The sequence below is a fragment of the Enterococcus avium ATCC 14025 genome (genome assembly GCF_000406965.1).
In the GTDB taxonomy this organism is placed as follows: domain Bacteria; phylum Bacillota; class Bacilli; order Lactobacillales; family Enterococcaceae; genus Enterococcus_A; species Enterococcus_A avium.
In genome coordinates, this window is the sequence record NZ_KE136357.1 from 53,297 (window position 1) to 67,521 (window position 14,225).

Genomic DNA, 14,225 nt, shown 5'->3' on the forward strand with positions numbered 1-14,225 from the left:
CTTTGTGAAAAATGAAAGAAGCCTGCAATTTTCATAGCCTTATGCAATTTTGCCCACTTTGACACATTTTGGGTTTTATGAATGGAGTAGGAATACTGATATGTCAGCTTTTATACCTGAAAAACCTTACGAAAAAAGTTAAAAAAACCTATTGATTGCTCGTTTTTCTTAATATTTCCTTAATAATTAGCAAGTAAGAGGTTCTGTAAGAAGGGACAAAAATAAGGGAGTTTTCGACTTTTTATGGACAAGTTATCTAACGGTAAGCATACAAATAACCCACTATGAATCTCACAAATGAGTTCCACAGTGGGTTTAATCGTTTATGACTGAGCGTCACTCTCTTTATGTTTCAACAAATAACTTACTTAAGTACTCCATTCACATCGTAAGTAACATAAGGCAACGTATCTGACGTACTGCTGTCATAAAAGGAATGCTGCTCCTCACTCAGAATCAATATTCCTAATACACAGGGTACGGTTAAATAGAGGATGATCTTTAAGAAGCGTTGACTTCGTTTGCTGAGGAAATGGAAAAGAAACAGGGAGGATTTCTTTTGCTAGTAAGAAACATGTGATATAGTAAGGCCTGTAAATTCGTATCAGGATCTCAGTTCTACTTCCTGCTTTAGCAGGTCTAGTAGAATGACATGCGTGGTGAGAGACGGATTCATTTTTTCTTTTTTTGAAAAATGAATTCCTTCATACGAACTAGAAACTAGGAGTGGAACAATGCAAACCTTAAAAGAACGGATCATCGCTGAAAGTAAGCAGCTTGGTATCGATAAAATCGGCTTTACAACAGCTGATCCTTTTGATTATATGGAGGAATCCTTGCTGGAGCAGCGCGCGCTTGGTCATACCTCTGGCTTTGAACATCAAAATATCAAAGAACGGTTGTATCCAGAAGAAACCTTTGAAGATCCCAAAAGTATCATCGCGATTGCTTTGGCGTATCCGACTAAAATCCACGACAAGGTCCCTCGTGATGAAAAACGCGGACAATTTGCCCGTGCTTCGTGGGGAACGGATTATCACTTCATTTTGGAAGAACGGCTGACGAGATTGATCGACTTTATCAAAGAACAGGCTGAAACGGAACAGGTTCAGGCTCAATGGCGTTTTGCTCCGCAGGTGGATACAGGTGAGCTGGTGGATGTGGCAGTTGCACAACGCGCGGGTCTGGGTTTTATCGGACGTAACGGCTTGCTGATCACGGAAGAATACGGCTCTTTCGTCTATCTTGGTGAAATTATCACGAATATCCAATTTGAACCAGACCAACCAGTTCCAAACGGTTGCGGCGATTGCACCCGTTGCATTACCGGCTGTCCAACTGGTGCCTTATTGGGAGACGGTCGGATGAATGCTAAAAAGTGCCTCTCTTATCAGACTCAAACCAAGGGCATGATGCCGGAGCAATATCGAAAGAAAATGCGTAACGTGATATACGGCTGTGATATTTGTCAGCTCGTCTGTCCATACAATCGCGGCAAAGATTTTCATTTTCACGAAGAGATGGAGCCAAAAGTCGATGAAGTCCATCCAAAACTTGCACCGTTACTATCCATCTCAAATCGCGAGTTCAAAGAACAATTCGGACACCTAGCCGGCTCTTGGCGCGGGAAAAAACCGCTACAACGCAATGCGCTGATCGCCTTAGCCAACCTTGGTGGCAAAGAAGCGCTGCCAGAGATCCAAGCCTGTCTACAGGATCAGCGACCAGTTATTCGAGGCACCGCTGTCTGGGCGTTGGGGCAGCTGACGAAGAAAGCGCCAGAGGAAACGATTGGTTTGTTGCAGGAATTGAAAGAAACTGAGACTGACTCAGAGGTTTTGACTGAGATAGCGAATGTTTTGGAGAGGCTAAGTTAAGTCAAAAAAGATCGAACACGAGTTATTGGTGTTCGATCTTTTATTGAGTTTTTGTTTAGAGGGAGTAGACAACTTTTCTGCAAAAAAATTTATCCTACAGCTATTCATCCACCAACTTGGTTTTGTTATTCTCCATAACCTTGAAGAATGGATAATAGATCATAGCACTAATCAAGATCAACACCAAACAGAAGACGATATTTCGCCAATCCATACTTGAAAGATACGCCTGTGCAAAGAACGGGGTGAAGGAAGGATCAACGATAAATCCAACTCCGATCAAACCGACACTTTGAGCGAAATAGGTCAGCAGCAGAGAAATAATCGGTGTGATTAAAAATGGGATCGCTAGAATCGGATTAAAAACGATTGGAAGACCAAAAATGACCGGCTCATTGATTGAACAAATGCCGGGTATCAGCGACAGCTTCCCGATTGTTCGGTATTCTGAGACTTTACTTCGCATCATCAAAAGAATTAAACCGAGGGTTCCGCCTGCACCACCTAAAACTGAAATACGAAACATTTGCAGATTCATTAGATGAGTCATTGTTTCTCCGTTAGACATTTGTTCAGCATTCAGTCCTGTTTGCGCCATCCCCAGAGTAAAAACAATTGGGAAAATAATCGATGAGCCATTAATACCGAACAACCATAATACATTTCCCAGAGTCACGATCAGTAAGAAACCGCCAAGACTTCCTGCTATATTCGTTGCCGGTGTTAAAATGTTCATCACCGTTTCGGGGAAAATCTTTTTTGTTGTGACTAAGAAAATCAGATTAATCCCATAAAAGAGGATAATATTCGTTAATAGCGGAACGAGCGTGTTAATGAAGGTAGCAACCATGGGTGGTACAGTATCCGGCAATTTTAATTTGATATTTTTGACTTCAAAGATTCTGTTCACTTCCACCACGAGTAGACCAATGATGATCGCCACGAACAGCCCGTTTGTACCTAGGTAGTTCAGGTTGATGTTTCCTTCTTTAACCGGAGTACATACCATCAGAAAAATGACGGAGGCCACCATCCCATTCATGGCTGGATTAATCTTGTATTCACTGGCAAGGGAGAAGGCGATCCCGAAAACGCTGATCAGTCCGATGATCCCCATAGTCAAATTGTAAGGAGCGGTGATTAAATCATAATTAGCTACCGCAAAATCCTTCCAACCAGCCATGAATTTCATAAAAAAATTGGCTGTCGCTGGATTGTATTGATCTATGTTAATCGGTGGATTCGCAAAAATCAGAAAAAATGATCCAATCACGATAAAGGGGAGACCAAACATCATCCCGCTCGAGATGGCTTTAAGGTGCCGCTGATTCCCAATTTTTGCCGCAAAAGGGCTAAGCAAATCATTAAGCTTCGTTATGACAGTAGAATTTTCCATGATTCGTCCTCCTATACTTGCCAAGGATTGAAAACAAAGGTACTTGGCACGACATGCTGCGGGTCATACTTTTTAATGATCTCTTCATATTGTTCTTTATAGTCATTTTCGACCTCTGCTTGAGGAATGACTTTGCTTGCTTCATGTAGGAAATGTTCTGACCCGCGCCCCATTTCTTGTCCGCGCGTGGTGTGTTTGTCCAATGCGATGTCTGGTATTTCAGGTACATAACCCATGGCGAAGCTTTTTATCACGATATTTTTGAGCAAATCAGAGGAACGATCCTTTTCTGAATCGCACAAGTACCGAATAGCGTGAAAGAAAAACATTGCTCGGTCAGATTCATTATATTGAAATTCTTTACGCATCTGGTTTAAGTTATTGATCATAATTGCTGCATACGGATTTCCCATTCCTACATCCTCAACGCTGATGGCTAATAAACGTCTCCACAGCTTCTCTTCAAATTGAGGTGAGGTAATATACATTTCATAGGCAAATTCACAGGCCGCTTTTTCTTTTCCTCTGCGGATGGATTTTTGTAATGCTGAGATGACTTCATCACCTTGAAGACCATTTCGTGTCGTCATTTTTGCCCATGGATCTTGAATAAAATTATTTTCTGTCATGTTATAATACTCCTAACTAAAGAATTTGAGGTGGACCTTATGGATACTGAAACGCTGATTGATAAGTATCAGTTGAATGATTCAGAAGCAGCCGTTTTACGTTTTATGGATAAAAATCGTGATTCACTAAGAGATTTAGGTATTCGCGATGTCGCTAGAGCTTCTTATGTTTCAACGGCGACCATCGTAAATATGGCGAAAAAAATCGGCTATTCCGGTTATAGTGAGCTGGTCTTCGCGTATGGAAGTAAACCATTGGCAACGAACCCGACGAAGAATTTCTCAGATGAAGAAAGAGACACGTTTGTTCGCCTGCTAACTGAGTATAAAGAGAAACGAATCATGATCCTAGGTTCAGGCTTTTCACAAAATATCGCGAATCATTTTTCTGAAACACTGAATCTCTATGGTTTCCGAGCAACGGCGAATAGCCATCTTGAATTCCTGCGGGAAAACGTTGAAAAGGATGTACTGATTTTTATTGTCTCTAACTCAGGCGATACCTTTCGGTTAGCGGATCTCGCTCAAATGGCTAAAAATCATCATATTGATCTGATCGCCTTTGTTGGCGAGAAAAATTCAAAAATAGGGCAGTTGGCAACTTTGACTATCAGCACGGAGACGTATGCCCCGCGCGTCTTGTCCGCATACCAGCCAAACCTTTTCTTCGGAACGACGCTGAATCAATTCGAACTATTACTAAGTGAAGCGTTAAGATCTATCTTTGATTAGAAGAACGATGTGGCCACTGTTTCTTCACTTATCAGTATAAATATCGGATAGCTAAATGTAAGTGTTTTCCGTCGGATGTGAACATGTTTAGAAATTTACAAACGGGTTTAAGGAGTTAAGTGAAGAATGGCTGCCATAATAAATAACGTCCAAGATGGCGAATGTTTTGGAGAGGCTTAGTTGAGGGAGAGAATCGAACACGATTTTCAAAATGAATGATCAGATTCGATTATGGATATAGAGAATATTGAACTTGCATTACCAATAAAATATACAAGAGAAGGATTGGAGGAGATGTTACATGACTGAGAGAGAAAAAGTAGAGGCGATTATGATCAAGTACAATCGTAATTTTTCAGAACTCCAAAATAAGGCGACTGTCAGAGAGATTAAGACAGTATTTAAGTATATTGGTGACGAGTCCAACCGAAAACAACGTGAATTAATTGGTCTTGATAAAGAAAAATAAGCGATTCTATTTATCATTGATTTTTCAAGATATTCAAGTTTCTTGAAAACGGCAAAAATCGCTACGATTGTTCTATTGCAGAAATTAAAAGAAACTAAAACCGATCCAGAAGCTCTGACCGAGATAGCGAATGTTTTGGAGAGGCTCGGTTGAGTTTAGAGGATCGAACACGAATCAAAGTGTTTGATCCTTTTTTTCGAGAAAAATTCTTAAAAAATAAGTCATTTTGTTTAAAAATAAATCGTAATTGGGGTTTTTATATCGTGAAATCAGCTAGTCCTTATCGATTGCCTCATTGTATAATAATGACGGGAAAATTGTTGTTAAGGAGGATGAAAAGGTGACAGTAGAATATCAAAAAACACAATTAACTTATGGCGGGTATCGATCTGAACGCGCAATTTGGATCACACTGTTGAACGGTCAAAGGGCATTAAAGTTCAATATACTAGACCGAAATGGAAACGTTTTATATAGAGTTGAACAAAAAAGCGATGCAGATGGAGCGATCGATAGTAAGATTACTTACGAATCACTAACTGAAGAACAAAAAGAAGAAATTCAACAAATTCTTGAAAAAAATGAACCCCACTACAATTGGTGTGACGAAGAAATAGAAGAGGTATTTTGGCTGTGAAATCGTGCTCTTAGATGAATCAGTGAGACATGCACGAAGGGACAATGAGATTGTGGTCAATTACGTCATTTTCTCAAGCTATGAAGAAGATGAAGAAGGAAATAAAATCGATGATCTATTTGAGATAGACCATTATGATATAGGCACGATAACGAAAGCGGAGATCGAAAACGGTCTTGTTCAAAAACTTCTTAACCATAAGGAATGGGATACGATCGAAATGAAGATCATAGAAAACGGTCAGATTGATCATTGTCTGTTGGAGTTTGAAGAGCGGGATGAGTGAGTTCGAAATTAAAAAAATCTACCCCAAAACGGATAAATTGGGGTAGAAAAAAATTGTTGGGGTATTAACTTTTAATGGTGTATAGAGTAAAGCGATCAGCATCATTTTTCTGACCATAATCTCAAAAAAAAATCTTTTGTTCGCTTGACAGGCTAATCCGCTTTCAATAAAATGGACTCAGATATTTAATTAATCAAATAAAAAAGGCACTCTACATTCTGGTGGACCCCAGAATATAGAGCCTTGAAAAGTCAGCGCCAACTGACCAATCAAGTTGCCATAGTCAGTGTATCACACCGACCTCATTATTGTACCAAATTTAAGCTTTTTTTCTAGTCTTTTTTGTGGGGAAATTTCGAGGTGCGGTATACGTTTATTTCGCTATGTCAAAGGTATTGGGCAGACCACGCCCGATACCTTTTTTTTGTGTTGCTTTGCTCGCAATAGAAGTGAGCCAGCCTCTTAGTGAAATCGCTGACGTTTTATTTGAAATCATTACTTATCAGAAAGGGTGGGAATATGGTGGTTCTTCAGGTGTTGACGCATAATGTCGTGGTGGCTCGTGAAGGGAAAGGAGAGTGGGTCTTGGTGAAAAAGGGCATCGGGTTTGGCAAGAAGAAGGGAGACTCGGTCGTTGCAACGAATCTTGAAAAGAAATACCGAAAAATTGAATAGTTCAACCATTTGGAGGGTGACTGTTAGGCAGGCTTGATCCATTTCACAAAAAGTGTGAGATGTGTCGGGCCTGCTTTTTTGCTTTCTCCGATTGGTTGATGAAAAGGAGTTGGTTCTATCAAAAAAGGTCTTATTTATGGAGTGATTACCTACACGATCTGGGGTTTTCTGCCGATTTTTTGGAAGCTGCTAGAAGGCATCGACTCGTTGGAGTTGTTGGCATACCGCATCATTTGGTCATTTATAGTGATGACATTGACGTGTTTTTGTTCTTTCAAAAAAGAGAGGCTGGTCCAGCAATTATTGGTGGTGTGGCGAGATGCCAAGGTGCGGCGGAATCTGTGTCTAGCGGCGCTTTCGATCGGCGGCAACTGGGGCGCGTTTATCTATTGTGTCGCCAGTGGTCAGACAACTAGTGCAAGCTTTGCTTATTTTTGTTCGCCGCTTTTTACGGTGTTCTTTGGGCGCTTTTTCTTCAAGGAACAGCTGAATGTCTGGCAGCGATTTGCGGTGGTGTTAATGATGGGAAGTATCTTCACCAAGCTGGTGGCAGGTGCGTCGTTATCCCTCGTGCCGCTGTTGATGGCGTTATGTGTGGCTTATTATGGCGTGTTGGAAAAGCAGGGGGCATTAGATCCGATGTTTCGGATGTGGGTGGAGACGGTGATCTTATTACCGGTAGCGCTGGTGATCGTGTGGGTCACCAAGATGCCGTTGGTGTTGCCCATGTGGGAAGGCAATCTGTTATTGATGACCAGCGGCGCTGCGACAGCGTTGCCCTTGATTTTATTTATGGCTGCCAGTAAACGTCTGCCCCAGACGGTGTTGGCGATCCTGCAGTATTTGAATCCTGCCTTGATGTTAGCGGTATCGGTGTTTTTGTTTCGGGAGCCGTGGCATCTCAGCGATCTGTTGACCTATAGCTGGGTCGTGGCAGGAAGTATCGTATTTGTGATTGGTCTTATGCAGCATTCTACTAACAAGGAGGACGAAAAACATGACAAAAGAAGAAGTACAACTGACGGCGTTTCAGATCATCAGCATCGCCGGTGATGCGATGGATGATTTTTATCAAGGGATGAACGCCTATCTTGAAGGAGTCAATCTAGCCGCTGCGGTGGTGGCGATGAAGCGTGGACAAGAGCGCATGGCGGAAGTGCACAATATCCAAACAAAGCTGATCCAAGCAGAAGTCAATGAGGAAGAGGTACCGTATTCTCTGGTGATGACACATGCGCAGGACCATCTTGCCAATGCGATCTCGTGGAGTCGGATGTGTCAGCTGCTGATTGATCAGATGGAACGTGAGGAGGTGGAAAGCTATGAGTAAACAATTACAGAAGTTCTCCAATGTCTTGGAAAAGCTCTTTGCACCTTTGGCGGCGAAGCTGGCGGGCAATCTTTATTTGCAAGTGATCGCCACATCCTTCATGACGATTCTGCCGTTGATTTTGATTGGTTCTTTTGCGTTGATCTTGTCTCAGCCAATCGTGGATTATCATTTGCTATCTAAAACGGATGTCTTTTATCCCGTGATGAAGGGCTGGGCGCAGGCGGCGGAGGTCTATGGCTCGCACCTGAATTTCTTGTTTGGGGTGACACTAGGCAGTCAGGGTGTCTACCTGTCATTAGCGATCGCCTATAACTTGGCGCAAAAACGTCAGATGAATGTCTTTTTAACCATGCTGGTGGCACTGGTCTCCTTTTTAGTGGTGAATAGCCAATACGTGGAGTGGAATTGGGACACAGCTTACTTTGGAGGAACAGGCCTCTTTTCAGCGATCATCACAACCTTTGCGGCGGTGGAGCTGTACCATCTGCTGGTGCGAAAACGCGTGGGGTATATTGCCTTTCCAGATACGGTGCCGGCATCGTTGAAGGAATCTATCGGAGCGTTGGTGCCATTAGCGGTGGTATTTTTGACGATGGTATTGATCCGCATGATCTTTGCGGAGGTCTTCGCGACATCAGTACCAAAACTGTTGATGATGATCGGACAGCCGTTGAATCTGGCGGTGGATACGGTCTTCGGGGTCTCCCTTGCTTCGGTGGTCTCGCAACTCGGCTGGTGGTTTGGCATCCACAGCAGTGCCATCTTGTCGGTGGTGATGCCGTCCTTTGATGCCAATACCTTAGAAAACGCGGCCGCTTATGCAGCAGGAACACCATTAACGGAGCTGCCTCGGATCGTGACGAGTTCGTTCTATTTCAATTTTGTAGCCATCGGTGGTGGTGGCGCGACATTGGGCTTGGTGCTGTTGATGCTGCGAAGCAAATCCATTCAGATTCGTACGGTGGGCAAGCTGGCGATCATTCCCGGAATCTTTGGGATCAACGAACCGGTGTTGTTTGGATTGCCGATCGTTTTAAACCCGATTTTCTTGATCCCGTTTCTACTGACCCAAGTGGTAAATATTTTCTTGTGTTACGGAGCGATGGCGGTAGGCTTGGTCAATCGTACGCTGATCAATGTCAGCTCCACAGTGCCGGTGGGCGTGGGGCAATGGTTATCCAGCCTTGATTATCGGGCAGTGATTCTGACGGTGGTATGTATCGCCGCCAATATGCTGGTGTACTATCCATTTTATAAATTGTTTGAAAAAGAGAAGCTGGCAGAAGAACAGCTGCCTTCAGAACAAAACCCGGAAGACGCAATCGAAGTTTACTAGAAAGAAAGGAAGAATGAACATGAACGTATTATTAGTTTGCCAAGCGGGGATGAGTACCGCGATCTTATGCAAGAAAATCAGTGAAGTAGCAGAAAAAGCCGGACAGTCCCTCCACATCGAAGCAGTAGGTCTGGAAAAGGTCGGCCCAAAATCACACGAAAAACAGCTGGTGATGCTGGCACCTCAAGTCCGCTACGCAGTACCAAATGTCCGCAAAGAAGTACCCGCTGAGATCCCTATCATGGTGATCAACTCCACCGATTTCGGCTTGATGAATGCAGAAGGCGTTTATCAAAATATGATGACAGTGATGGAGAAACGCAAATGAAGGTATTAGTAGGATTCTTCAATTCCGAGAGCAACGAGCATACGCCAAAAACCATGAACAAAGAAAATTTTCTCTTTGCAGAAGGCAACGACATGATTTCTAAGATGGGCATTCAGCCCATCTTTGATAATCAAGGTATCCAGCTAATCCCAGGTTTCTATGCAAATGGTCATCCTGGCGGCTTGATCGAACGAGAGGCGTTTGACTATATCCTAGAGCATTTTCTAGCAGCGGTGAAACAGCAGATATGTGAGATCGACGGCATTTATCTCTATCTTCATGGTGCCAGCAAGGTAATGAATCTGCCGGAAGGATCAGCAGAGTTTGTGATTTTACGAGAGATCCGAAAATTAGTAGGAGCATATCTGCCAATCGCCGTGGTGATGGACCCTCACGGCAATGTGACGGAAGAATTCGCGAAGATGACCAATCTGGTGACTTGCTACCGCCACTCGCCACATACAGATATTCAAGAAACATTCGACAAAACAGCGACCCTTTTCTGTGAAATCCTACAAGTACGCACACGAGTAATCCAACCAGTCTGTCGCAAGCTGCCAATCATCGTAGGCGGCGAACGTTCGGTGTCTTCAGACGAACCAGTCCGTTCTATCAATCAAAAGCTCGATGAATTTGAACAAGACGAACGAATCCTTTGCGCGTCCTTTCATGTAGGCTATGTCCGCCATGACAGCGATCGCTTAGGCTGTGCCATAACAGTAGTACCAGCCGATCAACGCTATCGAAGCTACGCCCAAGAAAAAGCCGATGAACTATACGACTTTATCCTGCGCCGACGGTATGAGTTTCACTATCACGGCAATTACGGAGAACTAGCACAGGTGTTAGCCGAGGTAGAGAATATGGCGGAGAAACCAATCTTTATCACCGATTCAGGAGATAACTGCGGTGCCGGCAGCGATGGCTACAGTACAGTGATCCTGCGACAGTTATTGAAGACACATCCCGATTGGCAGAAACCAACCTTGATCGCAGGCATTATTGACGAAAAAGCAACCACTCAGCTAAATCAACACGCGTTAGGAGAGGCAGTGCAGTTCAAATTAGGAAAAGACCTCGACGAACGATCCAAAGCAATACTACTAGAAGGAACGATCGTCTCAAAAGGAGTAGTCAGTCAAGATTACCAAGAAGACCCCATCACAGGATGCGTGATCGGTGTAAAATTAAAGCACTATCCCCTCACGGTGCTAGTGCAGCGCGAATCAGTGAGCTTCACAGAACTAGCGCAATTTATGTGGGCAAATGTCCCCATAGAAGACTACGAAGTGATCATAGTAAAACAAGGCTATATCTCACCAGACTTCGACGCCTACGGAGCCCATTGCGTGATGGCCTTAACCGACGGCCCAACGCAACAAGCAACAGAAAAGCTGGATTTTAAACAAATCCAGCGCCCAATGTTTCCTTATGATGAACTAGAATACGACTATACGAAGAAGACTGATGGGGGCTTTAAGTAGCGGTTAATCACTAAAATTTAAAAATATGGAAACTTCCTTCCGTGATTTGTCAATTGATTGTTGAATTGCGGGAGGTTTTTTGTGATGGCTATGGTTTACGAGCGAATATCGTCTCAAAATTCTTCAATTGTTATTTGGGTTGAATAACAATTCGTTTTCCGCGATCCAAGGAGTTTTTGCTACAAGATTATTTAAACATATACTTGTAGAAATATTAATCTCAAATAAATAGCAGGAGAGATTCTATGGAAAAGAGATTCATGGGGTGACTATTTTTGTTGTCTTCATTCTTTTATAATAGATTTATGAAAGCGAACGCAAAGAGTAGTTCTTTTTGGACTTGTCCGTTTAGCTAACGAGAAAAAATTAGTATAATAGATACTGGATAGTAGGTGATGTAATGAGAAAATATGCAATAGCAAAAGTAATTAGTATCGATAACAGAGTTCCGATGGGCGCATCTAAGGCCTATTATGGTCATAGTGTGATTTTTCAAGATATTTCTAGTGGCACCCTTTTACAGTGGGATACTAAAACGAAATTGAAATACGAAAAAGATGAGATTATCAATTTTACCTATGATGAATTAGATCAAGTAACACCTATGGACCTGTTCAATGAGGATGAGGAAAGAGTCGCTATCTCAAATCCAAGAAAAGTACAGTCCTTGGACCTGCTTCTAGGTAGAAACCCTGTTAAAACGCGGACCGACTATTTCTTTGTTACGAGTGTTCGAACCATAGGAGAGAAGTCTTATGTGGTGCTAGTTGATAGCTATTTAGATCAAGCATTATTTGAAACAGAAGAGCCGGAAAGTTTCAAAAAAGGGAACGTTGTCAAGCTTAGGTATAAACAAACAAAAAGTGCCACTGAGGCAGATGTAACAGAAGAGGACTTACAGCATGTCGTTTATTATTTAGTAGATGTTGAAGTGAAGTACAATGTAAGTAATGAGAGAAATGTGAAATTAAAAGACCGTAGATAAGATGGTATTGGATTTGTAAGGACACCATTCCAGACTATGAATCTAAGAAACATCATTACTTTAGATTGTGTCAGAAAGGACAAGCCATGAATCGTTTCTTTATCCTAATAATAATAGTAGTGGGACTATTTTTCATTTACAAATACCTTCTAAACCAATCGAAAGAGCCATCCGGTCGGGTAGGGAGCGTCATGATGAAATTATGGAATAAAGTTTACTTACCCATGGCAAAATGGAGCCTGTCATTTTTACCAGCAAAACAATTTCACCACATTTTAGATATAGGTGTGGGAAATGGCGCAACCACGTACTACCTCAGTCAAAGATTCAAGGCCGAGTCAATCATTGGAATAGATATTTCAGAAAAAGCTATCGAACAAGCAAAGAGATTACACTCGGATCATACGATCACGTTCAAACAAGCAAACATCGAGAAAACAGACTACCCATCAAATAGCTTTGACCTAATTTGCGCCTTTCAAAATCATTTCCATTGGAATAATTTGCGAGGAAGTCTTTTAGAGATAAGAAGAATACTGACTGATGATGGGATTCTTCTTATAGGCTGTGAGTATTCTAAAGTGAAATACTTTTTGCCTGAGTTGAAGGTGCCGGATGTGTTTGGGGAGTATTTGGATGATGTTGGATTGCGGTTGGTGCAGGTGGAGCGTGAGCGGGATTGGGTGGTTTATGTGGTTGGAAAGAAGTAGACTGAATAATTCTGTATGAGAGGGCTAATAGGATGGAGCTCTCTTTTTTTTTCATACATAAAAGAATAAACCACAAAAGTTCTCTTAAAGTAAATGACCAACTTTTGTGGATAGTGTTAAGAATAGATTCGAGGTTCTTTATAGCTTAATTCAATTTTTTCAGGAGATAGGACTGAGTTGTTGATTAGTTTGGAGTACATTAAAGTATGATTCTCAGATGTTCTCTTTTTCGTAGTAAATCCTCTCTCCATCAATAAAACTAGCTTTACCAATTCATTTTCACTTGATGTGTATTTGGAAATTTCTAGCTTTCTTCTAAGTAAAGAAGAATCAAGATTCGCATATGGATATTGTGTTTTTACAATTCGGTTAAAATATGATTCGACATGAAAAACAATCAAGTTAAATCCGATTTTTTGAGCATAAACCTCAAACGCGTCAATTAGTTTAGAAAAGATTGACAAGAAATAATTTATATCTATTGATTGCTGTAAATTGTAGAAGTCAAAGTCAACAATTTCGAAAGTTAAACCTTCTAGGGTAACATTAATCCTCACATTGCCTGAGAAATCCTTTTTTGAACGTCTATCAGCATGAAAATTCAACTTTTGATTATCGCTATAAGGTCCGAAATGTAACCTTAACCCAGTTGATTCTTTTACTAATGATGACAGTATTTCTAGGTTTTTTTCATCGAAACATCTATCAATTATTTGTTCATTAAGATATTCACTAAATTTATAAACCTCTCCTAATTCAGAAAAAGAAACATTTAATACTTCCATTAATCTTGTCACAACGTTGATTGATACATTTCTAAATGGATCATTCATAATATCCCTTAATCCTTGACGAGTAATTCCCACCTGTTCTGCTAGCCAACTTTGGCTAATTTTTTGTGTTTGTATTATTTCCTTAAGATGATTTTTATACATATTATCCCTCCTGGCTTTGAGTATATATGACTAGATTCAAAAAAGAACTGTAAAATTCAGTTTACATTGACTGGAAAGGATAGACGGTGTGTCAGACACAGACTGTTCAAGCTTAGGATACTTAATACTTACTATTTTAATTCGATAAAATATAGATTACGAGTATAAAAGATACTTTAGCAGGGATATCATTGGCATCTTATATTTTGCTTAACCCCATAGAAATACCTATACAGAGAGATAAGTTCCTCCTTCTTAGATGACTAAGAATGCTTTAATACCATTGTATAAAATAACTTTCTTAGATACAAATGCTATCTGAAAGTAGATAATAGTAATAAAAATTCTTATAAATCATTTTCTTTTTAACGAATAATAGTATAATAAGACATGTTAAATACTATTGAATTTTT

Annotated in this window: 16 protein-coding genes; 13 read left to right on the forward strand and 3 right to left on the reverse strand. The window is 41.2% G+C overall.

Annotated features, from left to right (window positions below):
* Positions 1-734: 734 nt before the first annotated feature.
* On the forward strand, positions 735-1,877 hold the full coding sequence (queG, locus tag OMU_RS00275) for a tRNA epoxyqueuosine(34) reductase QueG (protein ID WP_016177961.1): 1,143 nt from the start codon (positions 735-737) through the stop codon (positions 1,875-1,877).
* Between the two features lie 100 nt (positions 1,878-1,977).
* Here the strand turns inward: queG and OMU_RS00280 are convergent, their stop codons facing one another.
* Together OMU_RS00280 and OMU_RS00285 are read right to left on the reverse strand one after the other, a co-directional pair.
* The gene (locus tag OMU_RS00280; protein WP_016177962.1) at positions 1,978-3,273 is read right to left on the reverse strand and encodes a PTS sugar transporter subunit IIC; all 1,296 of its coding nucleotides are present in this window, start codon (positions 3,271-3,273) and stop codon (positions 1,978-1,980) included.
* A gap of 11 nt (positions 3,274-3,284) precedes the next feature.
* Positions 3,285-3,902 (reverse strand): AAA family ATPase, encoded by a 618-nt coding sequence (locus OMU_RS00285; RefSeq protein ID WP_016177963.1) that lies wholly within the window; start codon positions 3,900-3,902, stop codon positions 3,285-3,287.
* 39 nt (positions 3,903-3,941) lie between these two features.
* On the opposite strand from OMU_RS00285, the gene OMU_RS00290 reads away from it, so the two are divergent.
* The 12 genes from OMU_RS00290 to OMU_RS00335 all read left to right on the forward strand — a co-directional run bounded on the left by OMU_RS00290 (position 3,942) and on the right by OMU_RS00335 (position 12,877).
* Entirely contained in the window at positions 3,942-4,634 is a 693-nt protein-coding gene (locus tag OMU_RS00290) for a MurR/RpiR family transcriptional regulator (protein ID WP_016177964.1), read from the forward strand.
* 301 nt (positions 4,635-4,935) lie between these two features.
* Positions 4,936-5,103 (forward strand): hypothetical protein, encoded by a 168-nt coding sequence (locus OMU_RS23110; RefSeq protein WP_016177965.1) that lies wholly within the window; start codon positions 4,936-4,938, stop codon positions 5,101-5,103.
* A 340-nt stretch (positions 5,104-5,443) separates the two neighbouring features.
* Positions 5,444-5,740, forward strand: coding sequence for a hypothetical protein (locus OMU_RS00295; RefSeq protein WP_016177966.1), 297 nt, complete (start codon positions 5,444-5,446; stop codon positions 5,738-5,740).
* A 4-nt stretch (positions 5,741-5,744) separates the two neighbouring features.
* Positions 5,745-6,026, forward strand: coding sequence for a hypothetical protein (locus tag OMU_RS00300; RefSeq protein ID WP_248620878.1), 282 nt, complete (start codon positions 5,745-5,747; stop codon positions 6,024-6,026).
* 519 nt (positions 6,027-6,545) lie between these two features.
* Positions 6,546-6,701, forward strand: a complete 156-nt coding sequence (locus OMU_RS22745) for a CAT RNA binding domain-containing protein (protein WP_016177968.1) — start codon at positions 6,546-6,548, stop codon at positions 6,699-6,701.
* Between the two features lie 132 nt (positions 6,702-6,833).
* Entirely contained in the window at positions 6,834-7,754 is a 921-nt protein-coding gene (gene rarD / locus OMU_RS00305) for an EamA family transporter RarD (protein ID WP_071879952.1), read from the forward strand.
* Positions 7,699-8,031: a PTS sugar transporter subunit IIA gene (locus OMU_RS00310; protein WP_016177970.1), complete on the forward strand. Its 333-nt coding sequence runs from the start codon at positions 7,699-7,701 to the stop codon at positions 8,029-8,031. Before rarD ends, OMU_RS00310 begins: the two co-directional genes overlap by 56 nt.
* Positions 8,024-9,370: a PTS sugar transporter subunit IIC gene (locus OMU_RS00315; protein ID WP_016177971.1), complete on the forward strand. Its 1,347-nt coding sequence runs from the start codon at positions 8,024-8,026 to the stop codon at positions 9,368-9,370. Before OMU_RS00310 ends, OMU_RS00315 begins: the two co-directional genes overlap by 8 nt.
* 19 nt (positions 9,371-9,389) lie before the next feature.
* The gene (locus OMU_RS00320) at positions 9,390-9,698 is read left to right on the forward strand and encodes a PTS sugar transporter subunit IIB (RefSeq protein WP_016177972.1); all 309 of its coding nucleotides are present in this window, start codon (positions 9,390-9,392) and stop codon (positions 9,696-9,698) included.
* Positions 9,695-11,182, forward strand: coding sequence for a M81 family metallopeptidase (locus tag OMU_RS00325; protein WP_016177973.1), 1,488 nt, complete (start codon positions 9,695-9,697; stop codon positions 11,180-11,182). Before OMU_RS00320 ends, OMU_RS00325 begins: the two co-directional genes overlap by 4 nt.
* 400 nt (positions 11,183-11,582) lie before the next feature.
* Positions 11,583-12,167, forward strand: a complete 585-nt coding sequence (locus OMU_RS00330; protein ID WP_016177974.1) for a hypothetical protein — start codon at positions 11,583-11,585, stop codon at positions 12,165-12,167.
* 191 nt (positions 12,168-12,358) lie between these two features.
* A complete protein-coding gene (locus OMU_RS00335) occupies positions 12,359-12,877 on the forward strand; it encodes a class I SAM-dependent methyltransferase (protein ID WP_123864336.1) in 519 nt (172 codons plus the stop codon).
* Positions 12,878-12,993: 116 nt separating this feature from the next.
* Here the strand turns inward: OMU_RS00335 and OMU_RS00340 are convergent, their stop codons facing one another.
* Positions 12,994-13,812 carry a helix-turn-helix domain-containing protein gene (locus OMU_RS00340; protein ID WP_016177976.1) on the reverse strand — a complete coding sequence of 273 codons (819 nt, stop codon included), beginning with the start codon at positions 13,810-13,812 and terminating at the stop codon, positions 12,994-12,996.
* Positions 13,813-14,225 lie beyond the last annotated feature (413 nt).

Excerpts from the sequence above, each read along its gene's own strand:
- queG (WP_016177961.1), top strand. The coding sequence starts at position 735 with ATGCAAACCTTAAAAGAACGGATCATCGCTGAAAGTAAGCAGCTTGGT.
- OMU_RS00280 (WP_016177962.1), bottom strand. The coding sequence starts at position 3,273 with ATGGAAAATTCTACTGTCATAACGAAGCTTAATGATTTGCTTAGCCCT.
- OMU_RS00285 (WP_016177963.1), bottom strand. The coding sequence starts at position 3,902 with ATGACAGAAAATAATTTTATTCAAGATCCATGGGCAAAAATGACGACA.
- OMU_RS00290 (WP_016177964.1), top strand. The coding sequence starts at position 3,942 with ATGGATACTGAAACGCTGATTGATAAGTATCAGTTGAATGATTCAGAA.
- OMU_RS23110 (WP_016177965.1), top strand. The coding sequence starts at position 4,936 with ATGACTGAGAGAGAAAAAGTAGAGGCGATTATGATCAAGTACAATCGT.
- OMU_RS22745 (WP_016177968.1), top strand. The coding sequence starts at position 6,546 with ATGGTGGTTCTTCAGGTGTTGACGCATAATGTCGTGGTGGCTCGTGAA.
- OMU_RS00310 (WP_016177970.1), top strand. The coding sequence starts at position 7,699 with ATGACAAAAGAAGAAGTACAACTGACGGCGTTTCAGATCATCAGCATC.
- OMU_RS00315 (WP_016177971.1), top strand. The coding sequence starts at position 8,024 with ATGAGTAAACAATTACAGAAGTTCTCCAATGTCTTGGAAAAGCTCTTT.
- OMU_RS00320 (WP_016177972.1), top strand. The coding sequence starts at position 9,390 with ATGAACGTATTATTAGTTTGCCAAGCGGGGATGAGTACCGCGATCTTA.
- OMU_RS00325 (WP_016177973.1), top strand. The coding sequence starts at position 9,695 with ATGAAGGTATTAGTAGGATTCTTCAATTCCGAGAGCAACGAGCATACG.
- OMU_RS00330 (WP_016177974.1), top strand. The coding sequence starts at position 11,583 with ATGAGAAAATATGCAATAGCAAAAGTAATTAGTATCGATAACAGAGTT.
- OMU_RS00335 (WP_123864336.1), top strand. The coding sequence starts at position 12,359 with ATGATGAAATTATGGAATAAAGTTTACTTACCCATGGCAAAATGGAGC.
- OMU_RS00340 (WP_016177976.1), bottom strand. The coding sequence starts at position 13,812 with ATGTATAAAAATCATCTTAAGGAAATAATACAAACACAAAAAATTAGC.